Genomic DNA, 20,414 nt, shown 5'->3' with positions numbered 1-20,414 from the left:
CCCGCTAGGTCGCCAGGTGACGGACCTGGTCCCACAGGACCGGGTCCACCACCCCCGCCCTGCGCCGGAAGTCCCCCACCGGCACCTCGCGCAGCTCGTCCGTCTCCAGGAAGCTCGCCCGGCCCTGGGCGTCGCCCACCGAGCCCGGCGGCAACGGGATCACCCCGGCCCGCTCGCCGTGGTACCTGCTGGTGATCTTCGCGACGACGGCCCGCCGCCCGCGCACGGCCAGCACGAGACACGGCCGGTCCTTGGCCCCCGGCCCGTCCTCGTACGGCACCTGCGCCCACCAGATCTCCGCGGGCCGCGGCCGCACCCCCGTCGTACGCCCGGACGGCCCAGTCGTACGGTCCGAGCGTCCGCGGGGCCGGTGCCCCCGCCCCCACCCGTCCACGAGCGTGGCGACCAGCGCCAGCAGCATCACGGCCGCGAGAGCGAGCCACCAGGACGTGTCCATGAGGACGACGTTACCGGCGCGCGATCTGCCCCGCGCGCCCTCTGTTCAAGCCGTTAGCGCGGTCACACTCCCTACGCGCCCCTGGTCCAGCCGAACCGGTGACACCACAGGTGAGTTCGCCCACAACAGCCCTTGGCGGAGGAGCGACCGGAGGTTTTGCGCCTTACGCTCGACGGACCGCACGACCCCCGTCTCTTTCCCAGAAAAGTTCCCGCCAGCGGAGGTTTCTGCTTTATGAAGCTCACCGTCGTCGGCTGCTCGGGGTCGTTCCCGTCCGCGGAATCGGCCTGCTCGAGCTACCTCGTCGAGGCCGACGGCTTCCGGCTGCTTCTCGACATGGGCAACGGTGCCCTTGGCGAGTTGCAGCGCCACTGCGGTCTCTACGACCTCGACGCGATCTTCCTCAGCCATCTGCACGCCGACCACTGCATCGACATGTGCGCGTACTTCGTCGCGCGCTACTACCGCCACGAAGGCGGCCGCTGCGACCCCATCCCGGTCTACGGCCCCGAGGGCACCGAACACCGTCTGACCACGGCCTACGCCGACACCCCCACCGCCTCCTCCATGAGCGAGGTCTTCGACTTCCACACGGTCAAGCCGTCCACCTTCGACATCGGCCCGTTCACCGTCCACACCGAACGCGTGGCGCACCCGGTCGAGGCGTACGGCATCCGCATCGAGCACGGCGGCAGGTCGCTGACCTACTCCGGCGACACGGGGCTCAGCCCCGCCCTGACCGAACTCGCCCGCGACACCGACCTGTTCCTGTGCGAGGCCGCCTTCACGCACGGCAAGGAGAACATCCCCGACCTGCACCTCAACGGCCGCGAGGCGGGTGAGACCGCGACCCGGGCCGGCGCCCGCCGCCTGGTCCTCACCCACATCCCCCCGTGGACCGACCCCCAGGTCAACCTCGCCGACGCCCGCGCCGTCTTCGACGGCCCGGTGTCCCTGGCGACGCCGAGGCAGTCGTACGAGATCTAGCCCCTACGACATGCCGAAGGCCCCCGGAGCGGTTCAGGGCTCCGGGGGCCTTCGCGTGCGGTACGGCTGTTCCTACGCCTTGGTGAGGTCCTCGACCTCTTCCTCGGGCTCGCGGCCCGGGGTGGGGAGGTTGAACTTGACGATGGCGAAGCGGAAGACGGCGTAGTAGACCGCGCCGAAGACCAGGCCGATCGGGATGATCAGCCAGGGCTTGGTGGCGAGGTTCCAGTTCAGCCCGTAGTCGATGACGCCCGCGGAGAAGGTGAAGCCCGCGTGGACTCCGAGAGCCCAGGTCACCGCCATGGAGACGGCGGTCAGGACCGCGTGGATCGCGTAGAGCACCGGCGCGATGAACATGAACGAGAACTCGATCGGCTCGGTCACGCCCGTGACGAAGGAGGTCAGCGCGAGCGAGACCATCATGCCCATCACGGCCTTGCGGCGCTCGGGGCGGGCGGAGTGGGCGATCGCGATCGCGGCGGCCGGAAGACCGAACATCATGATCGGGAAGAAGCCCGACATGAACTGGCCGGCGGTCGGGTCACCGGCGAAGAAGCGGTTCAGGTCGCCGTGCACGACCGCGCCCGTGGCGTCCTTGAAGTCGCCGAGCTGGAACCAGGAGACCGTGTTCACGAACTGGTGCATGCCGATGGGGATCAGCGCACGGTTGATCAGGCCGAACAGCCCCGCACCGACAGCGCCGAGACCGGTCATCCACTCACCGAAGTCGGAGATGACCTCACCGATCGGCTCCCAGACGAGGCCGAAGAAGACGCCCATGAGGGTGCCGACGAAGGCCATGATGATCGGCACGAGACGGCGGCCGTTGAAGAAGCCGAGCCAGTCCACCAGCTTGGTGCGGTGGAAGCGCTGCCACAGCACGGCCGAGAGCAGCCCCATCAGGATGCCGCCGAGGACGCCGGGGTTGTTGTAGGTCGCGGCTATGTCCGCGCCGGCCTGGACCTTCGCCTCGGTGACCGGGAAGGCCTTGAGGACGTTGCTGTACACCAGGAAGCCGACCAGGGCCGCCAGTGCGGTCGAGCCGTCGGCCTTCTTGGCGAAGCCGATGGCGACGCCGATGCAGAACAGCATCGGCAGGTTGTCGAAGATCGCGCCACCGGCGGTGGCGAACACGGACGCGACCTTGTCCCAGCCGAAGCCGTCCTTGCCGAATACATCGGGCTGGCCGAACCGGAGCAGCAGCCCCGCCGCCGGCAACACGGCGATCGGGAGCTGCAGGCTGCGGCCGACCTTCTGAAGGCCCTGGAAAAGACCGGATCCCCGCTTCTTTGCGGGGGCCGCCGTCTCGGTGGCGGTGCTCATGACGCTTCCTCCATCGGGTGGTGGTCTACACCACTCAGTGGTGTAGACCTGTTGTACACGATGGGGGCGTTATAAGGAACCCGTCAATTCCGCAACCGGAGGACTACAGCTTGGTGACGTCCTCGACCTCCTCCTCGGGCTCCCGGCCCGGGGTCTTCAGGTCGAACCGGGTGATGGCGAACCGGAAGATCACGTAGTACACGGCCGCGAAGCACAGGCCGATCGGAATGATCGCCCACGGTCTCGTCGCCAGGTTCCAGTTGATGATGTAGTCGATGAGCCCGGCCGAGAAGCTGAAGCCGTCGTGCACCCCGAGCCCCCACGTGACCGCCATCGACACCCCCGTCAGCACCGCGTGCACCGCGTACAGCAGCGGCGCGATGAACAGGAACGAGTACTCGATCGGCTCGGTGATCCCCGTCACGAAGGAGGTGAGCGCGACCGACAGCATCAGGCCGCCGACCTCCTTGCGCCGCTCCGGCAGCGCACAGTGCGTGATCGCCAGCGCCGCCGCCGGCAGCGCGAACATCATGATCGGGAAGAACCCCGAGAGGAACTGCCCCGCGTCCGGGTCGCCCGCCAGGAACATGTTGATGTCGCCGTGCACCTCGGTGCCGTCCGGCTTGGTGTACGTCCCGAACTGGAACCAGATGGGCACGTTCAGGAACTGGTGCAGCCCGATCACCAGCAATGCCCGGTTCGCGACACCGAACAGCCCCGCACCCCACGCCCCCGCGTCCTTCAGCCAGTCGCTGAAGTTCTCCAGGCCGTCGCCGATCGGTGGCCACACCCACAGGCACAGCGCCGCGAACACGATGGCCACGAACGCCATGATGATCGGCACGAGACGGCGGCCGTTGAAGAAGCCGAGCCAGTCCACCAGCTTGGTGCGGTGGTACCGCTGCCAGAAGAACGCCGTCAGCAGCCCCATCACGATGCCGCCGAACACCCCCGGGTTCTGGTAGGTGAACGCCACCACCGTGTGGTCCACCGCCGCCTGGCACCCGATGCCCGGCACGGCCTTCGCCCCGCTCGGACAGTCCTCCGGGAACTGCCTCAACACCGTGAAATAGACGAGGAATCCGGCCACCGCGGCGAGCGCCGTCGACCCGTCCGCCTTCTTCGCCATCCCGATGGCCACCCCGACGCAGAACAGCAGCGGCAGCCCCAGCTGGCCGTCGAGCAGCGCTCCGCCCGCGCCCGCCATCACCTTGGAGACGTTCGTCCAGCCCAGCCCGTCGTCCCCGAACACGTCCGGCTGGCCGAGCCGGTTGAGGATGCCCGCGGCCGGCAGCACGGCGATGGGGAGCTGAAGGCTGCGGCCCATCTTCTGGAGCCCCTGGAACGCCGACTGCCACCGCCGGCGTGCGGGCGAGATCTCGGTTTCCGAACTCATCAGTTGGCGACCGCCTGTCGGGTGGTGTAGACCAGTCACGGACGATTGGTTGCTGTGACGTCATCTTTCGGTACGAACAGCGCAATCGCCCGCGAAGTTGGGCCAACTGTGCATGAGGAGAACGACATGGCCACCAAGGCTGAGAAGATCGTCGCCGGACTCGGCGGCATCGACAACATCGACGAGATCGAGGGCTGCATCACGCGCCTGCGCACCGAGGTCCACGACGCGGCCCTCGTCGACGAAGCCGCCCTCAAGGCCGCCGGCGCCCACGGCGTCGTCAAGATGGGCACCGCGATCCAGGTCGTCATCGGCACCGACGCCGACCCCATCGCCGCCGAGATCGAGGACATGATGTGAGCTGAGCGCGCCGAACGCCCACCCGGCAGGCCGATAGGCTCGACGCCATGTCTCGAATCGACGGCCGCACCCCCGAACAACTCCGCCCGGTCACCATCGAACGCGGCTGGAGCAAGCACGCCGAGGGCTCCGTCCTCGTCTCCTTCGGCGACACGAAGGTCTTCTGCACCGCCTCCGTCACCGAAGGCGTCCCTCGCTGGCGCAAGGGCAGCGGCGAGGGCTGGGTGACCGCCGAGTACTCCATGCTGCCCCGCGCCACCAACACCCGAGGCGACCGCGAGTCCGTCCGCGGCAAGATCGGCGGCCGCACGCACGAGATCAGCCGTCTCATCGGCCGCTCCCTGCGCGCGGTCATCGACTACAAGGCACTCGGCGAGAACACCATCGTCCTCGACTGCGACGTCCTCCAGGCCGACGGCGGCACCCGCACCGCCGCCATCACCGGCGCCTACGTCGCCCTCGCCGACGCCGTCGCCTGGGCCCAGGGCAAGAAGCTGATCAAGGCCGGCCGCAAGCCGCTCACCGGCACCGTCTCCGCCGTCTCCGTCGGCATCGTCGGCGGCGTCCCCCTCCTCGACCTCCGCTACGAGGAGGACGTGAAGGCCGACACCGACATGAACGTCGTCTGCACCGGCGACGGCCGCTTCGTCGAGGTCCAGGGCACCGCCGAGGCCGAACCCTTCGCCCGCGACGAACTCAACTCCCTCCTCGACCTCGCGGTCCTCGGCTGCTCCGAACTCGCCGCCCTCCAGAGCAAGGCGCTTGATACGGTCCTCGAAAGGTAAAGGGACCGCCAAGAACGGTGGCCGGCGCGCGCAACCCGACCGGCCGCCCCGGCGTCTTCGGGAGTACGGGCGCCCGCTGTGCACAACGGGCGCCCGGCCAGTCGACGGGGGGCCTCCCCAGGCCTGCCACAGGGAGGGAACAGATCCATGGCCGCGAGCCGACGCCGCCGCAGTCGCCGTATCACCATCGCCGCCGCGGTGGCCGCCGCAGTACTCACCACCGGCCTCACCACCGGCTGCGACGCCGTCAGCAAGGCCCTGGACTGCGTCCAGACCGCCGAGGCCGTCGCCGACAGCGTCACCGACCTCCAGCAGGCCGTGGAGAACGCGTCGAACGACCCCACCCAGATCGACGACGCCCTCGCCGCCATCGACCAGAACCTCGACGAGATCGGCGACAAGACCGACAACACCGACGTCAACCAGGCCGTCGACGACCTGAACACGGCCGTGTCCAACGTCCGCACCGCGGTGAAGAACGGCGACGAGACCCCCGACCTCAGCCCCGTCACCGACGCGGCCGGCGAACTGACCAAGGTCTGCACGCCGTAATACTGGTGGGCATGACCCGCCTGATCCTCGCCACCCGCAACGCCGGGAAAATCACCGAGCTCCACGCGATCCTCGCCGACGCAGGTCTGCCGTTCGACCTCGTCGGCGCGGACGCGTACCCCGAGATCCCGGACGTCAAGGAAACCGGCGTCACCTTCGCCGAGAACGCCCTGCTGAAGGCCCACGCCCTGGCCCAGGCCACCGGCCTGCCCGCCGTGGCCGACGACTCGGGCCTGTGCGTGGACGTCCTGGGCGGCGCCCCGGGCATCTTCTCGGCCCGCTGGTCCGGCCGGCACGGAGACGACAGGGCCAACCTGGACCTGCTCCTCGCCCAGCTCTCCGACATCGCCGACGGACACCGCGCCGCCCACTTCGCCTGCGCGGCGGCCCTCGCCCTGCCGGACGGCACGGAGCGGGTCGTCGAGGGCCGCCTGAACGGCACCCTCCGCCACACCCCGACGGGCACGAACGGCTTCGGCTACGACCCGATCCTCCAGCCGGAGGGCGAGACCCGCACGTGCGCCGAGATGACGGCGGAGGAGAAGAACGCGATCAGCCACCGGGGGAAGGCGTTCCGGGCGCTGGTACCGGTGGTACGGGAGCTGTTGGGCTGAGGCCTATACGGCTACGGCCTGCGCATCGGTCCTTCGACGCGCAGGCCGTCCACGTGCGGCGGAAGGGATTCGAACCCTCAAGCCCGATCAGGGGCCACAGATCCTAAGTCTGCTGCGTCGCCATTGCGCCACCGCCGCTAGCCGGTTGCCATCGTACCGGGAGTCGCTCGTCGCCTTCTGCCGCCTCTGCACCAGGTACTGGTGATCGCGTGGCAGTTGGGGCACAGCAACCGCAGGTTCTCGCGCCGGTCGTCGCTCCAGTCGCCGTTGATGTGGTCGACCTCCAGCGTCATGGGCTTGCCCAGCCATTCGGGGCCGGTTCCGCAACGGGCGCACTCCTCGGTCACGCCGACTTGCAGCAGCGCGCGGCGCAGACGCTTGGTCGGGGTCCGGTGTGTGCCGTGGTGCCGGACCAGTACCTCCTCCGGGCGCTTGGCGTTCGCTGACGGTTTGCCTCGTCGGTGGGCCTGTCCCAGGAAGTGCGAGGTCGCGATCTCATGCTCGGCGATCCACTGGCGCACCTGACTCCGTTGTCTGCCATTTTCCGGGCGATTCAGTCGGCGCAGCACCTCCGCGAGGGAACTCGATTCGGCAACGGCTGCTCGCAGTTGGTGCTCCGAGGGGCGAGTCGGCCTCCCGCAGGGACGGAAGTGCGAGATGTCGATACCGAAGTGAGCGAAGCGCCTTACCAAGTAGCGATGAAGGCAGCCGTAGGGCCGGGTGCCGAAGAAGGCGATGACCTCGTCGATGTCGGAACATCGCGCAGCGGCTTCGGCCAGCCTTTCCCGGGTGTACTGCACGCCACTGCTCATGAGGCACGCGCCTTCCCGCGCCCGCGGTAACTGTCCGTCGTCGAGTGGCAGTTGGGACACAGGAGCCGCAGGTTGTCGATCCGGTTGTTCCGCCAGTCGCCGTCGATGTGGTCGACCTCCAGCGGCAGCGGTTCGCCGAGCCACACCGACTCGATCCCACACAGGGCGCAACGCTCCTCTGTGCCCAGCTCGCGCATCGCCCGCTTCAGACGACTGCCCGGTACGCGCGTGGCATGCGCCGAGGTCTCCTCGACGAGGATCTCCTCAGCCGTCCGGCGGCGCTGGTTGCACCGCTGCCGCTCCGTACGGCGCACCGGCGTGAAGTGCGAGGTGTCGAGGCCGTAGGCCTTGATTCGCCCGGAGATGTTCGTGTGGTGACCGCCGACCGGGTCGAGCCCCAGGTGCCGCAGGACCTCGTAGACGCTCGATGACCGAGCGACCACGGGCTCGAGGATCTCTCGAGTCCACTTGACCCCCTCCCGCTCGAAGTGCGAGACATCTACTCCGAGCTTCTTCATGCGCTCGTGGATGTACCGTCGCTTCCAGCCTTTGGGGTCCACCCCCAGCCTCCCCAACGCCTCCGACAACGTCCGAGCCCCCCGAGCCGTCTCCTCCAGCCGCTCCCTGGTGTACGCACTGGCCCCCACCGGACCCCCTCCGCTCTCGGCCACACGTTCGTGACCCCGTACGGAGTAACGAACCGTTTATCGGACAGTCGCGCCCGGAACGTGGAGCGGCCCGCACCGGGGGGTCGGTGCGGGCCGCTCGAAGCAGGGAGGTTCAGATGCCCAGGTCCTTGATGATCTTCGCCACGTGGCCCGTCGCCCGGACGTTGTAGAGGGCGCGTTCGACCTTGCCCTCCTCGTCCACGACGATCGTGGAGCGGATGACGCCCATGTAGGTCTTGCCGTAGTTCTTCTTCTCGCCGTAGGCGCCGTAGGCCTCGGTGACGGTCTTCTCCGGGTCGGCGAGGAGGGTGACCCTGAGGGACTCCTTCTCGCGGAACTTCGCCAGCTTCACCGGGGCGTCCGGGGAGATGCCGATGACGTCGTAGCCCGCGCCGGCCAGCACGTCGAGGTTGTCGGTGAAGTCGCAGGCCTGCTTCGTGCAGCCGGGGGTCAGGGCGGCCGGGTAGAAGTAGACGATGACCTTGCGGCCCTTGTGGTCGGACAGGGACACCTCGGTGCCGTCGGCGTCGGGCAGGGTGAAGGCGGGGGCCACGTCCCCGGGCTGGAGTCGCTCGCTCATTGGGTCAGCGTAACCGGGGGTCCTGACAGTGCGGTCGCGGGCGGAACTGACAGACTGTCCAGGACAAGTAGCAGCGACCCCGGAGGCTCTACCGTGGCGGACACGTCGGACATCAGAACCCCGGCGCAGATCGAGGCGGACATCAAGCGCCGCCGCGAGGTGCTGGCAGAGACGCTCGACGAGATCGGCGTGCGGGTGCACCCGAAGACGATCGTCGGCGACGCCAAGGCCAAAGTCGTCTCCAACATCGACCACACGCTCGGGCGGGCGTACGTCTCCGTGAACAAGGCCGTGACGGACGTGAAGGCCCAGTTCGTGGACGAGGACGGGGCACCCCGTCTGGAGCGCGTGCTGCCCGTCGCCCTCGTCGCCGTGGGACTCGTGGGGCTGCTCGCCCTGGGCACCCGGCGCCGCAAGGGTTGACCCGGCCGCGTACACGGGCGTCGAGGACAGGTAGGTTCAGTGGCGTGAGCGCCAACAGAAACGACACCCCGCACGACAAGCTGCCCATCCGGATGCTGCACGACCGTGTGCTCGTGCGGCAGGAGAACGGTGAGGGCGAGCGGCGGTCGGGTGGCGGCATCCTCATTCCCGCCACCGCGGCCGTCGGACGCCGGCTGGCCTGGGCCGAGGTCGTCGCGGTGGGGCAGAACGTACGGACCGTGGAACCGGGCGACCGGGTGCTGTACGACCCCGAGGACCGGGCCGAGGTCGAGGTGCGTGGGACGGGTTACGTCCTCATGCGTGAGCGTGATCTGCACGCCGTGGCGGCCGACCGGTTCGAGGGGTCCGAGGACTCGACGGGCCTGTACCTCTGAATCAGCGGTTCAGAAGGGCTGGTGACCATCGTCACCAGCCCTTTTTGTCGTTCCTTTGCTACTTTTGAAAGCGCCAGCCCGACGAGACGCGCCGTACCGGGACTGCCGTCAAGACACCGGAAAAGACGACGCACCCCTTTCAGAGTTCGTCTCCCGGAGGTGTCCGTCATGGCCTGGGTCCTGCTCGTCGTCGCCGGTCTGCTCGAGGTCGGCTGGTCGATCGGCATGAAGTACTCGGAGGGCTTCACCCGGCCGGTGCCGAGCCTGCTCACCGGTGCCGGGATCGTCGCCAGCATGGTTCTGCTGTCGTACGCGGCCAAGTCCCTTCCCATCGGTACCGCCTACGGCGTCTGGGTCGGGATCGGCGCGGCCGGGGCGGCGGTGCTCGGCATGGTGGTGCTGGGGGAGCCGGTCACCGCCGCGCGGATCTTCTTCGTGTGCCTGCTGCTGGTCGCCGTGGTGGGGCTGAAGGCGACCTCGGGTCACTGAGGCGCGGTCACTCCCGGCGGCTCGTGGTCAGCAGGTTCTGGCCGCCCGTCGCCCCGCCGCTCGGCGAGTCGCCGGTGGTGCCTCCGGTCGCGTCGCCCGTGGTGCCGCCGTCGGTCGTGCCGCCCCCGGTGGAGGTGTCCCCGGAGGTTCCGCCCGTCGTCGTGCCGCCGTCGGTCGTGGTGCCGCCGTCGGTCCCGCCCGTCGTGTCGCCGCCGGTGGTGCCGCCGTTGTCCTGGCCCTCGGTCTGTCCCTGGGACTGGCCCTCGCTCTGGCCCTCGGTCTGTCCCTCGGTGCCCTGGCCGCCGGTGGTGTCGCCCGTGGTGCCGCCGTCGCCCTGGCCGCCCGTGGTCGGGTCGACGGGGGCCTGGGTGCTCGGGGCCTGCTGCTCGGCGCCCTCCTGGAGCTGGAGGTCGAAGTCACCGACCGGCTTCCCCTTGAGGGCGTCCTTGGTGTACTGCGCCCAGATCTCGGCGGGCGGCCCGCCGCCGTTGACGCGCTCCAGGCCCATCGCGCCGTACAGCGACTTGTGCGCGGCGGTCACCGGGTCCTGGCCCATGACGGAGACGACGGTGGCGAGTTCGGGGGTGTAGCCGGCGAACCAGGCCGCGGTGTCCTCCTCGGCGGTGCCGGTCTTGCCCGCGGCGGGGCGGCCGGCGCCCTGGGCGGCGGTCGCGGTGCCGTTCTCGACGACGCTCTGGAGGATCGAGGTGGTGGTGTCGGCGGCCTCGCGGCTGACGGCCTGCTTGGTGCGCTGCTTCGGCAGCTCGACGGTCGCCTCGCCGTCCTTGGTGATCTTGTCGATCATCGTGTAGGTGCCGTGCCGGCCGTGGTTGGCGAGGGTGGCGTAGGCCTCCGCCATGTCGAGGACGCTCGCGGTGTTGACGCCGAGCGCGATGGACGGGGACGCGGTCAGGTCCGGGGTGTCGGCGGGGATGCCCAGCTCGACGGCGGTCTGCTTGACCTTGTCGGAGCCGACGTCGACGGCCATCTGCGCGTACACCGAGTTGACGGACTTGTCGGTGGCCTCGCGGACGGTGATCTCGCCGTAGGAGCCCTGGTCCTCGTTCTCCGGGGCGTAGGAGCCGCCGCTCCAGCCGACGACGGGGCGCTTGTTGGTGCCGTCGTAGTAGGTGTTGGGGGTGATGAGCCGGCCGTCCTGGGTCTCGGAGCGGTTCTGGACGGCCGAGGCGAACACGATCGGCTTGAAGATGGAGCCGACCTGGAAGTCACCGCGGGTCGCGCCGTTGGTGTACTGCTTGACGTAGTCGATGCCGCCGTACATGGCGACGACCTTGCCGGTCCTCGGGTCGACGGAGGCGCCGCCCGCGCGGACGTAGTTGTCGACCTTGTTGTTCTTCTTGTCGAGCTTCTTCATCACCTGGTCGTCGACGGCCTTCACGAAGGCGTCCTGCTTGCTCTTGTCCAGGGTGGTGGTGATGCGGTAGCCGCCCGCCTCCAGCTGCTCGGCGGTGACGATCTTGTTGGTGGTGAGGTAGTCCTTGATCGCCTGGACGATGTAGCCGCGCTGCCCGGACAGGCCGGTGGAGACGGTCTGCTCCTTGGGCATCGGGAACTTCAGCCCGGTGCGCTCGGACTGGTCCAGCCAGCCCTTCTTGACCATGCCGTCCAGGACGTAGTTCCAGCGGGCCTCGGCGGCGGCCTTGTTTTCGGGGTGTGCGACGACGTCGTACTCGCTGGGCGCGTTGACCAGCGCGGCCAGGTAGGCGGCGTGGGCCGGGTCGAGGTCGACGGCGTCCTTGCCGTAGTAGGCCTGGGCGGCGGCCTGGATGCCGTAGGCGTTGCGGCCGAAGTAGCTGGTGTTGAGGTAGCCCTCGAGGATCCGGTCCTTGGACTGGGTGCGGTCCAGCTTGATCGAGATGAAGAACTCCTTCACCTTGCGGGTGACGGTCTGCTCCTGGGCCAGGTAGTAGTTCTTCACGTACTGCTGGGTGATCGTCGAGCCGGACTGCTTGCCCTTGCCGGTGGCGGTGTTCCAGCCGGCGCGCAGCATGGCCTTCGGGTCGATCGCGGACTCGCTGTAGAAGTCGCGGTCCTCGGCGGCCAGCACGGCGTGCTGGGCGTCCTTGGAGACCTGCGAGAGGGAGACGTTCTCGCGGTTGACCTCGCCGTCGCGGGCGAGCTGGCTGCCGTCGGCGTAGAGGTAGACGTTGGACTGCTTGATGGCGAGCGCGTTGGCCGGCGGGATCTTGACCATGGAGTAGCCGAGGAAGAACAGGCCGGCCAGGGCGATCAGTCCGAGGACGAAGGTGCCCAGCACCATGCGCCAGGTCGGGACCAGCCGTCGCCAGCCGGTCCGCTTGGGCCGCTTGGCCTTCTTCTTGCCGTCGGGCTCTTCAGCCGCCTGCGGTTCTGTCGGTGCCCAGCCCTCGGTCGGCTGCTGCGGCTGGTCGCTCATCTCGTGCACGGACTCCTGTTTCGCGTCGTACGTTCCCGTACGACCTCGTACGCCTTCTGCGTCCCCTGTTGAAGACTCTCGCACCCTGCGTTCCGTTCCCGGATATGGCGCGCGTCTCGCCCGGAAAATGAGTGGCCCGCCCCGTCACCTGCGCACTAGGCTCCTGCGCTTCGGTGTTCGCGGGCCGAGGAGGGCTGTCGATGTGGGTTCCTGGCGGTTGTACGCGACCGTCGCGGCAGGGGGATTCCGACGATACGCGACATATCGCGCGGCCACGTTCGCGGGGGTGTTCACCAACACCGTTTTCGGTGTGATCCTCGTCTACACGTATCTCGCGCTGTGGGACGAGAAACCCCATCTGGGCGGCTACGACCAGGCGCAGGCCGTCACCTACGTGTGGCTGGGGCAGTGCCTCTACTCGACGCTGGCCCTCCAGGGCGGCGGCGCCGAGAAGGACGTGATCGAGCGGATCCGCACGGGTGAGATCGCCGTCGACCTGTACCGCCCGGCCGACCTCCAACTGTGGTGGCTGGCGAGCGACTTGGGCCGCTCGCTGTTCCAGCTGCTGGGCCGCGGGGTGATCCCCTTCGTCTTCGGCGCGCTGTTCTTCCCGATGGCGCTGCCCGCCGATGTCACCTCCTGGGCGGCCCTGTTCGTGGCGCTGCTGCTCGCGATGGTGGTCAGCTTCGGGATCCGCTATCTCGCGGCGCTGAGCGTGTTCTGGCTGATGGACGGCATGGGCATCATGCAGGCCGTGATGATCACGGGTGTCTTCTGCTCGGGCATCGTGTTCCCCCTCAACGCCTTCCCCGGGGCGCTGGGTGATCTCGTACGGGCGCTGCCGTGGGCGGCGCAGCTCCAGGTGCCGGCGGACGTCCTGATGGGGGAGACCGACCCGCTCGGCGCGTATGCCTTCCAGGCGACCTGGGCGGTGGTGCTGCTGGGGGCCGGGCGGCTGCTCCAGTCGGCGGCGACCCGGCGGGTGGTGGTGCAGGGTGGCTGAGACGTCCCGCCTGGCCGAGGGCGTGCGGGCCTACCGGCTGATCGCCGGCATGTGGGTGCGGTCCGCCATGACCTACCGCACCTCCTTCGTGGTCACGATGTGCGGCAACCTGCTGATGACCGGCCTCGACTTCGTCGGGATCCTGCTGATGTTCTCGCAGGTCGACTCGCTGGGCGGCTGGGGACTGCCCGAGATCGCCTTCCTCTACGGCCTCTCGGTGACCGCCTTCGGCATCGCCGACCTGGTGCTCGGCTCGATGGACGTGCTCGGGTCCCGGATCCGCGACGGGTCCTTCGACATCCTGCTGGTGCGGCCGGCGCCGGTGCTCGCGCAGATCGGCGCGGACCGGTTCGCGGTGCGCCGCCTGGGCCGGATCACCCAGGGCACGGTGGTGCTGGTGTGGGCACTGGCCGCGGTGGACGTCGACTGGAGCGCGGCGAAGGTGCTGCTGGTGCCGGTGATGGTGGTCAGCGGCGCGGTGATCTTCTGCGCGGTGTTCGTGGCGGGCGCGGCCTTCCAGATCTTCGCGCAGGACGCCTCCGAGGTGCAGAACGCGTTCACGTACGGCGGTACGACCCTGCTCCAGTACCCGCCGACGGTGTTCGGGAAGGACTTCGTGCGCGGGGTGACGTTCATGCTGCCCCTCGCCTTCGTCAACTGGGTGCCGGCCTCCTATGTGCTGGACCGGCCGTACCCGCTGGAGCTGCCGCACTGGGCTGCCTTCACGCCGCCGCTGGTGGCGATGGTGTGCTGTGCCCTGGCCGGGCTGGCCTGGCGGGCCGGGCTCGGGTCGTACCGGAGTACGGGGAGTTAGCGATGGACGTGGAGATGGACGTGGCGCAGGAAGCCTTCATCGAACTCGACCGTGTCGAGAAGGTCTTCGACGTGCGCAAGAAGACCGGTTTCCTGAAACGGGAGCGGCGCCGGGTGCGGGCGGTCGACTCGATCTCCTTCACCGTGGCGCGCGGCGAGATGGTCGGGTACATCGGCCCGAACGGCGCCGGCAAGTCGACGACGATCAAGATGCTGACGGGCATCCTGACCCCGTCCGGCGGCCGGCTGCGGGTGGCCGGCATCGACCCGTCCCGCGAACGCACCCGGCTGGCCCACCGCATCGGCGTGGTCTTCGGCCAGCGCACCACCCTGTGGTGGGACCTCCCGCTGATCGACTCCTACAAGCTGATGCACCGCATGTACCGCATCCCGGACGCCCGTTACCGCGAGAATCTCGACCGCTGCGTCGAACTCCTCGAACTGGCCGACCTGTTGGACGTGCCGGTACGCCAGCTGTCCCTGGGGCAGCGCATGCGGGGCGACATCGCGGCGGCGCTGCTGCACGACCCCGAGGTGCTGTACCTGGACGAGCCGACCATCGGACTCGACGTCATCTCCAAGGCCAAGGTGCGGGGATTCCTGCGGGAGTTGAACGCCGAGCGGGGCACGACGGTCCTGCTGACCACCCACGACCTCCAGGACATCGAGCAGCTCTGCTCACGCGTGATGGTCATCGACCACGGCCGCCTGATGTACGACGGCCCGCTCACCGGCCTCCACGAGGTGGGCGAGAGCGAGCGGACCCTGGTGGTGGACCTGGAGCGGGAGTTGCCGCCGATCGAGGCGGCGCCCGCGCGCGTGGTGAAGGTGGAGGGGCCGCGGCAGTGGCTGGCGTTCCCGGCGTCCGAGTCGGCGGCGGCGCTGGTGGCACGGGTCGCGGCGCAGTACCCGCTGGTGGACCTGTCGGTGCGGGAGCCGGACATCGAGGCGGTGATCGCGAAGATGTACGCGGGAGAAGCGGAGCAGGCGGTGTCGTAGCCGTGCGGTGAGGTAACTCGTAGGCTGCTCGTATGACGGAGGAACTCCCGGAGCTGCGTGCTTCCGACGCCGATCGTGAGCGAGTCGCCGAGGTCCTGCGGGACGCCCTCGCGGAGGGCCGGCTCGACATGGAGGAGTTCGGCGAGCGGCTGGAGGCGACCTACAAGGCGCGGACCTACGGCGAGCTCGCGCCGATCACCCGTGACCTGCCGGTCGGACAGGTGGCCGCTCCCAAGGTCGACATGGTGAAGGGGCCCGAGGGCGACGGGAGTTGGGCGTCCCGGATCGTCGGCGGCGAGGGTTCCTCGACGTGGGCCGTCGCCGTGATGTCCGGGTTCCAGCGCAAGGGGCGGTGGACCGTGCCCCGGCGGTTCAACTGCTTCGCCTTCTGGGGCGGCGGGGAGATCGATCTGCGGGAGGCGAACTTCGCCGCCGGCGAGGTCGAGATCAACTGTGTCGCGATCATGGGCGGGATGCAGGTGATCGTGCCGCCGGGGGTCGAGGTCGTGGTGCGCGGGATCGGGATCATGGGCGGGTTCGACCAGCGCGAGGAGGGGGTGCCGGGAGAGCCCGGGGCGCCTCGCGTGATCGTGACCGGGTTCGCGTTCTGGGGCGGGGTCGGGGTCGAGCGCAAGCTCAGGAAGGCCGACCGGCAGCGGCTGCGGGAGGAGCGGCGGCAGGAGCGTGTGGAGCGCCGGGAGGCGGCCCGTGAGCTCCGGCGCGGGGAGCGCTGAGGGCCAGGGGGCGGGTGCGGGTCCGTCGTGGCCGGTCGCGCAGTTCCCCGCGCCCCTGGGTGGGTACGGTCCCCGCAGCTACAGGCGTGCCGCCGTCGAACCCTTCAGGTACTCCAGGTCGAAGGAGTACGCCATCCGCTCGTACCCCCTGTCGTTGGGGTGCAGCCGGTCTCCCGAGTCGTAGATCGCGCGGAGGCTGCGGGGGTCGTGGGGATCCCTCAGCGCCCGGTCGAAGTCGATCACCGCGTCGTAGACCCGGCCCGAACGGATCTCCGCGTTGACCCGCTGGCGGACGCCCTCGCGGGCCTCGGTCCAGGTGGAGCGCTCGCCGACGGGCATGAGGGTCGCGCCGACCACCTTGATGCCGCGCGCGTGGGCCTGGCGGACCAGGTCGCGCAGACCGGCGAGGAGCTTGTCGGGGTCCACGGTGCCCGGTGTGCGGAGGATGTCGTTGATGCCGAGGTCGACGACCACGATCCTGACGTTGGGGCGGTCGAGCACGTCCCGCCGGAAGCGCCGGATACCGGCCTGGTTCTCCCCGGGGCGGCCCCGGGCGTCCGCGAGGACCCGGTTGCCGCCGATGCCCTCGTTGACGACGCTGTAGCGGGGCAGGTCCCGGCCCGCGGCGAGCGCGGTGCGCAGGCGCCGGTTCAGGAAGTCGGGCCAGCGGGCGTTCGCGTCGGCGGTGGAGTTCTTGCCGTCGGTCAGCGAGTCGCCGAAGGCGACCACCGTGCCGTCGGCCTCGTCGCTGAGCACGTCCACCGCGGTGAGGTACCGCCAGTGGTCGACCTGCTCCGTGTACCCGGCCCCGGTCTCGTCCTCGGTGAGGTCGCCGGGACCGGCGTACGAGGTCTGGCGGGCCGTCGGGTGGTAGGTGACCGGGCCGGACAGGACGGGGGAGTAGGTGGTGACGAGGAGGTCACCGCCGGCCGGGACGGCGAGGGCGACGGCGTCGCTGAGCACCTGCGCGCCGGCGGCGACGACGACCTTGGTGTCGCCGGCGAAGGTGAGCCGCCGCGTGCTCCCCGCCTGTGCCGCGGCGGTCCTCGGACCGGCGGCGAGGGCGAGGGAGGCGTGCGTGACGGTCAGCGGGGTCCGGCCGTAGAGATTGGACAGCGTGACGCGGGCACTCGTACCGCCGACGCTGGTGTGGACGACGTTGCGGACGGAGCGGCCCGTCATGCCCTCGGCGAGGGTGCCGGGCTCGGCGCCGACCGGGGCGGCGGACCAGGTGCCGACCCAGACTCCGGCGGAGGCGGGCGCGGCGGACGGGCGGACGGGCCGGGAGCCGGACAGCGAGGTCCGGTCCGCGGTGCCGGTGCCGGCCGCCACCGAGACGTAGACGGCGGTGGACAGGGCCACGATCAGGGCGACGATCGAGGCGAGCAGGGCGTAACCATGACGCCGAGTCATGTGGTGCTGTTCTCCTAGGGCGATGGGAGCCCGAGGCTCCGATCTGATCAACCCATGATGCGGCATGAACCTGAGGAGAAGCGACGAGACCCCCGCCGGTTCCCCCGTCCGGACCGACACCGGGAACTCCTGTTCTGTTCCGGGAGTAGGTCAGGAAGGGACAATGTGTGAGGGATCACCGAACGGGTGGAGCGGATGGAACGCACGAAACCTGAGGAAGCGGAACCGTCGGTCGCGGAGCGGCAGGCCCCGGAGCGCCGGGCCGTGACGTCCGCGAGCCGGGCCGCCCCCGCGTCGCCCGTCCGTGCGATGAACACCTTCAGCGAGGCGGACCTGGAGAAGCAGCGCGGGGTGCGGCGGATGAAGCTCACCGCGACCGGGCTGCTGCTGTTCGTGGCCGTCGTGTACGTCCTCGCCACCTGGGCGCACCACTCGTGGGCGGGCCCCTGGGCCGGCTATGTCGCCGCGGCCGCCGAGGCCGGCATGGTCGGCGCGCTCGCCGACTGGTTCGCGGTCACCGCGCTCTTCCGCCACCCCCTCGGCCTGCCCATCCCGCACACCGCGATCATCCCCACCAAGAAGGACCAGTTGGGGGTGTCCCTGGGCGAGTTCGTCGGCGAGAACTTCCTCTCCGAGGACGTCGTACGACAGCGCCTGCGTGCCGTGGGGATCGGCAGCCGGCTGGGCGCCTGGCTGGCCGAGCCCGAGCACGCCGACCGGGTCACTGCGGAGCTGTCGGCGGCGCTGCGGGGCGCCCTGACCGTCCTCAGGGACTCCGACGTGCAGGCCGTGGTCGGCGAGGCGATCACCCGGCGGGCCGACGCCCAGGAGATCGCGCCCGGCATCGGCAAGATGCTGGACAAGGTCGTCGCCGACGGCGGGCACCGGCGGGTCGTCGACCTGGTGGTGGCCCGCGCCCACGACTGGCTCGTGCTCCACGACGAGCAGGTCATGGACGCGGTGCAGGGGGGCGCGCCCGGCTGGACCCCGCGGTTCGTCGACAAGAAGGTCGGCGAACGCGTCTACAAGGAGCTGCTGCGGTTCGTGACCGAGATGCGGGACATGCCGACCCATCCCGCGCGCGGAGCCCTTGACCGGTTCCTGACCGACTTCGCCTCCGACCTCCAGTCCGACACGGACACCCGTGCGCGTGTCGAGCGGCTCAAGGGCGAGGTGCTGGGCCGCGGCGAGGTGCAGGACCTCATCGCGTCCGCCTGGACCGCCGTACGGTCGATGATCGTCTCCGCCGCCGAGGACGAGCGCAGTGAACTGCGGCTGCGGGTGCGGGCGTCGCTGCTGTCGCTCGGGGCGCGGATGGCCGTCGACCCCAAGGTGCAGGCGAAGGTCGACGGCTGGGTGGAGGGGGCCGCGGTGTACGTGGTCACCACCTACCGGCGGGAGATCACCTCCCTGATCACCGACACCGTGGCCGGCTGGGACGCCGAGCACACCACGCGGAAGATCGAGGCCCACATCGGCCGCGACCTGCAGTTCATCCGGATCAACGGCACGGTGGTCGGATCGCTGGCCGGACTGTTGATCTACACCGTGTCGCGGGCGCTGGGGGCGTAGCCGGGCAGGTCGGGGGCACCCGGGTGGGGTTCGTTCGAGGATCGCTCGACGAGGAGGGAGCCCGTCCGTGACCACTGCCCAGGCCGATACCGGCCGCACCGTGACGACCAACATCCCCGCCAGACTCGACCGGCTTCCCTGGTCGCGCTGGCACTGGACCATCGTCATCGGACTCGGCACCGTGTGGATCCTCGACGGCCTGGAGGTCACGGTCGTCGGCAACATCGCGAGCCGGCTCTCGGAGCCGGGCAGCGGGCTGTCCATCTCCTCCGGGCAGGTCACCGGTATCGCCGCGGCGCTGTACGTGGCCGGGGCGTGCCTGGGGGCGCTGTTCTGGGGGCGGCTCACCGACAAGTGGGGCCGCAAGAAGCTGTTCATGATCACGCTGGCGGTGTACCTGGCGGCCACGGCGCTGACGGCGGTGTCCTTCGACTCCTGGTGGTTCTTCCTGTTCCGGTTCCTGACCGGGTTCGGCATCGGCGGGGAGTACGCGGCGATCAACTCCGCGATCGACGAGCTGATCCCGGCGCAGTACCGGGGCCGGGTCGACCTGATGATCAACGGGAGTTTCTGGCTGGGGGCGGTGGGGGGTTCCCTGCTGTCGATCGTCGCGCTGAACACGGACATCTTCGCCAAGGACGTGGGCTGGCGGCTGACGTTCGCGCTGGGCGCGGTGCTGGCACTCGTCATCCTTCTCGTACGGCGGCACGTGCCCGAGAGTCCGCGGTGGCTGCTGATCCACGGGCAGGACGAGGAGGCGGAGCGGATCGTCTCCTCGATCGAGGAGAAGGTGGAGGCCGAGCGGGGGTCCGCGCTGCCGCGGGCCGAGGGTGAGCTCACGATCCACCAGCGCCGCAGTGTGACGTTCGTCGAGATCGCGCGGACGGTGTTCTCGGACTACCGGCGCCGGTCGGTGCTGGGGTTCTCGTTGTTCATCGGCCAGGCCTTCCTCTACAACGCGATCACCTTCGGGTTCGGGGCGATCCTGACGACCTTCTTCGACGTGCCGACGGGGGACACCGGGTACTACTTCGCGGTCATCGCGATCGGCAACTTCTGCGGGCCGCTGCTGCTGGGCAAGCTGTTCGACACGGTCGGGCGGCGGGTGATGATCTCGTCCACGTATCTGCTGTCCGGGCTGCTGCTGTTCGGGACGGCGTGGCTGTTCGACCGGGGTTCGCTGAGCGCGGCCACGCTGACGGCGTGCTGGTGCGCGGTGCTGTTCTTCGCGTCGGCGGGGGCGTCCAGCGCCTACCTCACGGTGTCCGAGGTGTTCCCGATGGAGACGCGGGCCATGTCGATCGCGTTCTTCTACGCGCTGGGCACGGCGGCGGGCGGTATCAGCGGGCCGCTGCTGTTCGCCGACCTGACGAGCACGGGGAAGGTGGGGGACACGGTGCTGGCCTTCCAGATCGGGGCGGGGCTGATGTGTGCGGCCGGGCTGGTGGCGGCGTTTCTGGCGGTGCGGGCGGAGGGGCGGTCGTTGGAGGACATTGCGAAGCCGCTTACGGCTGCGGCGTGAGGTTCTTGTGCGGGTGGGTGGGGGCGAGCGTTGTGCGCAGTTCCCCGCGCCCCTGAATGCCTGCGGCGGCCTGTCGCTGTCCGGTGGGGGCGTGTGTAGCG

General features: G+C 69.7%; 22 protein-coding genes and 1 tRNA gene. 14 read left to right on the top strand and 9 right to left on the bottom strand.

All coding sequences use genetic code 11. From position 1 onward, the window contains the following. Positions 1-4: 4 nt before the first annotated feature. Entirely contained in the window at positions 5-457 is a 453-nt protein-coding gene (locus AOJ26_RS14025; protein WP_053848592.1) for a type II toxin-antitoxin system PemK/MazF family toxin, read from the bottom strand. Positions 458-691: 234 nt separating this feature from the next. Here AOJ26_RS14025 and AOJ26_RS14020 point away from each other — a divergent pair, with 234 nt between their 5' ends. Beyond that, positions 692-1,444, top strand: a complete 753-nt coding sequence (locus AOJ26_RS14020) for an MBL fold metallo-hydrolase (protein ID WP_053848591.1) — start codon at positions 692-694, stop codon at positions 1,442-1,444. A 72-nt stretch (positions 1,445-1,516) separates the two neighbouring features. Here the strand turns inward: AOJ26_RS14020 and AOJ26_RS14015 are convergent, their stop codons facing one another. Together AOJ26_RS14015 and AOJ26_RS14010 are read right to left on the bottom strand one after the other, a co-directional pair. Continuing rightward, a complete protein-coding gene (locus AOJ26_RS14015) occupies positions 1,517-2,767 on the bottom strand; it encodes a PTS transporter subunit EIIC (RefSeq protein ID WP_053848590.1) in 1,251 nt (416 codons plus the stop codon). 103 nt (positions 2,768-2,870) lie between these two features. Continuing rightward, complete coding sequence (locus AOJ26_RS14010) at positions 2,871-4,163, bottom strand: PTS transporter subunit EIIC (RefSeq protein ID WP_053848589.1); 1,293 nt, start codon at positions 4,161-4,163, stop codon at positions 2,871-2,873. Positions 4,164-4,289: 126 nt separating this feature from the next. Between AOJ26_RS14010 and AOJ26_RS14005 the strand changes: the two genes are divergently transcribed. The 4 genes from AOJ26_RS14005 (at position 4,290) to rdgB (ending at position 6,474) form a co-directional block, all read left to right on the top strand. Next, positions 4,290-4,523, top strand: coding sequence for a glucose PTS transporter subunit EIIB (locus tag AOJ26_RS14005; RefSeq protein WP_031056752.1), 234 nt, complete (start codon positions 4,290-4,292; stop codon positions 4,521-4,523). 47 nt (positions 4,524-4,570) lie between these two features. Next, positions 4,571-5,308, top strand: coding sequence for a ribonuclease PH (rph, locus tag AOJ26_RS14000; RefSeq protein ID WP_053848588.1), 738 nt, complete (start codon positions 4,571-4,573; stop codon positions 5,306-5,308). A gap of 147 nt (positions 5,309-5,455) precedes the next feature. After that, positions 5,456-5,860, top strand: coding sequence for a hypothetical protein (locus AOJ26_RS13995; protein ID WP_053848587.1), 405 nt, complete (start codon positions 5,456-5,458; stop codon positions 5,858-5,860). 11 nt (positions 5,861-5,871) lie between these two features. After that, complete coding sequence (gene rdgB, locus AOJ26_RS13990; protein ID WP_053848586.1) at positions 5,872-6,474, top strand: RdgB/HAM1 family non-canonical purine NTP pyrophosphatase; 603 nt, start codon at positions 5,872-5,874, stop codon at positions 6,472-6,474. Between the two features lie 54 nt (positions 6,475-6,528). Here rdgB and AOJ26_RS13985 read toward each other — a convergent pair. The 4 genes from AOJ26_RS13985 to bcp all read right to left on the bottom strand — a co-directional run bounded on the left by AOJ26_RS13985 (position 6,529) and on the right by bcp (position 8,534). Continuing rightward, positions 6,529-6,612 (bottom strand) — tRNA-Leu (locus tag AOJ26_RS13985). Then, a complete protein-coding gene (locus AOJ26_RS13980; RefSeq protein ID WP_053848585.1) occupies positions 6,612-7,286 on the bottom strand; it encodes an HNH endonuclease signature motif containing protein in 675 nt (224 codons plus the stop codon). The genes AOJ26_RS13985 and AOJ26_RS13980 overlap by 1 nt, the downstream gene beginning before the upstream one ends. Further along, positions 7,283-7,933, bottom strand: a complete 651-nt coding sequence (locus AOJ26_RS13975; protein WP_053848584.1) for an HNH endonuclease signature motif containing protein — start codon at positions 7,931-7,933, stop codon at positions 7,283-7,285. The genes AOJ26_RS13980 and AOJ26_RS13975 overlap by 4 nt, the downstream gene beginning before the upstream one ends. A gap of 133 nt (positions 7,934-8,066) precedes the next feature. Then, positions 8,067-8,534 carry a thioredoxin-dependent thiol peroxidase gene (gene bcp, locus AOJ26_RS13970; RefSeq protein WP_053848583.1) on the bottom strand — a complete coding sequence of 156 codons (468 nt, stop codon included), beginning with the start codon at positions 8,532-8,534 and terminating at the stop codon, positions 8,067-8,069. A gap of 93 nt (positions 8,535-8,627) precedes the next feature. Here bcp and AOJ26_RS13965 point away from each other — a divergent pair, with 93 nt between their 5' ends. From AOJ26_RS13965 to AOJ26_RS13955, 3 genes are all read left to right on the top strand, one after another. Further along, positions 8,628-8,957, top strand: coding sequence for a DUF3618 domain-containing protein (locus AOJ26_RS13965; protein ID WP_053848582.1), 330 nt, complete (start codon positions 8,628-8,630; stop codon positions 8,955-8,957). A gap of 44 nt (positions 8,958-9,001) precedes the next feature. Beyond that, positions 9,002-9,352: a GroES family chaperonin gene (locus AOJ26_RS13960; RefSeq protein WP_053848581.1), complete on the top strand. Its 351-nt coding sequence runs from the start codon at positions 9,002-9,004 to the stop codon at positions 9,350-9,352. 168 nt (positions 9,353-9,520) lie between these two features. Further along, the gene (locus AOJ26_RS13955) at positions 9,521-9,841 is read left to right on the top strand and encodes a DMT family transporter (protein ID WP_053848580.1); all 321 of its coding nucleotides are present in this window, start codon (positions 9,521-9,523) and stop codon (positions 9,839-9,841) included. 7 nt (positions 9,842-9,848) lie between these two features. On the opposite strand, the gene AOJ26_RS13950 is transcribed toward AOJ26_RS13955, so the two are convergent. Beyond that, a complete protein-coding gene (locus tag AOJ26_RS13950) occupies positions 9,849-12,257 on the bottom strand; it encodes a transglycosylase domain-containing protein (protein WP_053848579.1) in 2,409 nt (802 codons plus the stop codon). Positions 12,258-12,459: 202 nt separating this feature from the next. Here AOJ26_RS13950 and AOJ26_RS13945 point away from each other — a divergent pair, with 202 nt between their 5' ends. The 4 genes from AOJ26_RS13945 to AOJ26_RS13930 are packed head-to-tail and all read left to right on the top strand — an operon-like array spanning position 12,460 to position 15,806. After that, on the top strand, positions 12,460-13,260 hold the full coding sequence (locus tag AOJ26_RS13945) for an ABC transporter permease (RefSeq protein ID WP_053848578.1): 801 nt from the start codon (positions 12,460-12,462) through the stop codon (positions 13,258-13,260). After that, positions 13,253-14,074 carry an ABC transporter permease gene (locus tag AOJ26_RS13940; RefSeq protein WP_053848577.1) on the top strand — a complete coding sequence of 274 codons (822 nt, stop codon included), beginning with the start codon at positions 13,253-13,255 and terminating at the stop codon, positions 14,072-14,074. Before AOJ26_RS13945 ends, AOJ26_RS13940 begins: the two co-directional genes overlap by 8 nt. Positions 14,075-14,076: 2 nt before the next feature. Continuing rightward, entirely contained in the window at positions 14,077-15,072 is a 996-nt protein-coding gene (locus tag AOJ26_RS13935) for an ABC transporter ATP-binding protein (RefSeq protein WP_234358550.1), read from the top strand. 32 nt (positions 15,073-15,104) lie between these two features. Then, positions 15,105-15,806: a DUF1707 SHOCT-like domain-containing protein gene (locus AOJ26_RS13930; protein ID WP_053848576.1), complete on the top strand. Its 702-nt coding sequence runs from the start codon at positions 15,105-15,107 to the stop codon at positions 15,804-15,806. A 78-nt stretch (positions 15,807-15,884) separates the two neighbouring features. Here the strand turns inward: AOJ26_RS13930 and AOJ26_RS13925 are convergent, their stop codons facing one another. Then, positions 15,885-17,219, bottom strand: coding sequence for an SGNH/GDSL hydrolase family protein (locus AOJ26_RS13925; protein ID WP_053848575.1), 1,335 nt, complete (start codon positions 17,217-17,219; stop codon positions 15,885-15,887). Positions 17,220-17,414: 195 nt separating this feature from the next. On the opposite strand from AOJ26_RS13925, the gene AOJ26_RS13920 reads away from it, so the two are divergent. Next, a complete protein-coding gene (locus AOJ26_RS13920) occupies positions 17,415-18,791 on the top strand; it encodes a DUF445 domain-containing protein (protein ID WP_053848600.1) in 1,377 nt (458 codons plus the stop codon). 67 nt (positions 18,792-18,858) lie between these two features. Further along, a complete protein-coding gene (locus AOJ26_RS13915) occupies positions 18,859-20,313 on the top strand; it encodes an MFS transporter (protein ID WP_053848574.1) in 1,455 nt (484 codons plus the stop codon). Positions 20,314-20,414 lie beyond the last annotated feature (101 nt).

The sequence above is a fragment of the Streptomyces sp. NRRL B-24085 genome, assembly GCF_001282115.1.
GTDB lineage: Bacteria > Actinomycetota > Actinomycetes > Streptomycetales > Streptomycetaceae > Streptomyces.
This window is presented reverse-complemented; position numbering and strand designations above follow the sequence as displayed.

Bases quoted from the DNA above. Each gene is read 5' to 3' on its own strand.
- AOJ26_RS13935 (WP_234358550.1), top strand. From the start codon at position 14,077: ATGGACGTGGAGATGGACGTGGCGCAGGAAGCCTTCATCGAACTCGAC.
- AOJ26_RS14010 (WP_053848589.1), bottom strand. From the start codon at position 4,163: ATGAGTTCGGAAACCGAGATCTCGCCCGCACGCCGGCGGTGGCAGTCG.
- AOJ26_RS14015 (WP_053848590.1), bottom strand. From the start codon at position 2,767: ATGAGCACCGCCACCGAGACGGCGGCCCCCGCAAAGAAGCGGGGATCC.
- bcp (WP_053848583.1), bottom strand. From the start codon at position 8,534: ATGAGCGAGCGACTCCAGCCCGGGGACGTGGCCCCCGCCTTCACCCTG.
- AOJ26_RS13980 (WP_053848585.1), bottom strand. From the start codon at position 7,286: ATGAGCAGTGGCGTGCAGTACACCCGGGAAAGGCTGGCCGAAGCCGCT.
- AOJ26_RS13955 (WP_053848580.1), top strand. From the start codon at position 9,521: ATGGCCTGGGTCCTGCTCGTCGTCGCCGGTCTGCTCGAGGTCGGCTGG.
- AOJ26_RS13920 (WP_053848600.1), top strand. From the start codon at position 17,415: ATGGAACGCACGAAACCTGAGGAAGCGGAACCGTCGGTCGCGGAGCGG.
- AOJ26_RS13995 (WP_053848587.1), top strand. From the start codon at position 5,456: ATGGCCGCGAGCCGACGCCGCCGCAGTCGCCGTATCACCATCGCCGCC.
- AOJ26_RS14020 (WP_053848591.1), top strand. From the start codon at position 692: ATGAAGCTCACCGTCGTCGGCTGCTCGGGGTCGTTCCCGTCCGCGGAA.
- AOJ26_RS14005 (WP_031056752.1), top strand. From the start codon at position 4,290: ATGGCCACCAAGGCTGAGAAGATCGTCGCCGGACTCGGCGGCATCGAC.
- rdgB (WP_053848586.1), top strand. From the start codon at position 5,872: ATGACCCGCCTGATCCTCGCCACCCGCAACGCCGGGAAAATCACCGAG.
- AOJ26_RS14025 (WP_053848592.1), bottom strand. From the start codon at position 457: ATGGACACGTCCTGGTGGCTCGCTCTCGCGGCCGTGATGCTGCTGGCG.
- AOJ26_RS13950 (WP_053848579.1), bottom strand. From the start codon at position 12,257: ATGAGCGACCAGCCGCAGCAGCCGACCGAGGGCTGGGCACCGACAGAA.
- AOJ26_RS13925 (WP_053848575.1), bottom strand. From the start codon at position 17,219: ATGACTCGGCGTCATGGTTACGCCCTGCTCGCCTCGATCGTCGCCCTG.
- rph (WP_053848588.1), top strand. From the start codon at position 4,571: ATGTCTCGAATCGACGGCCGCACCCCCGAACAACTCCGCCCGGTCACC.
- AOJ26_RS13930 (WP_053848576.1), top strand. From the start codon at position 15,105: ATGACGGAGGAACTCCCGGAGCTGCGTGCTTCCGACGCCGATCGTGAG.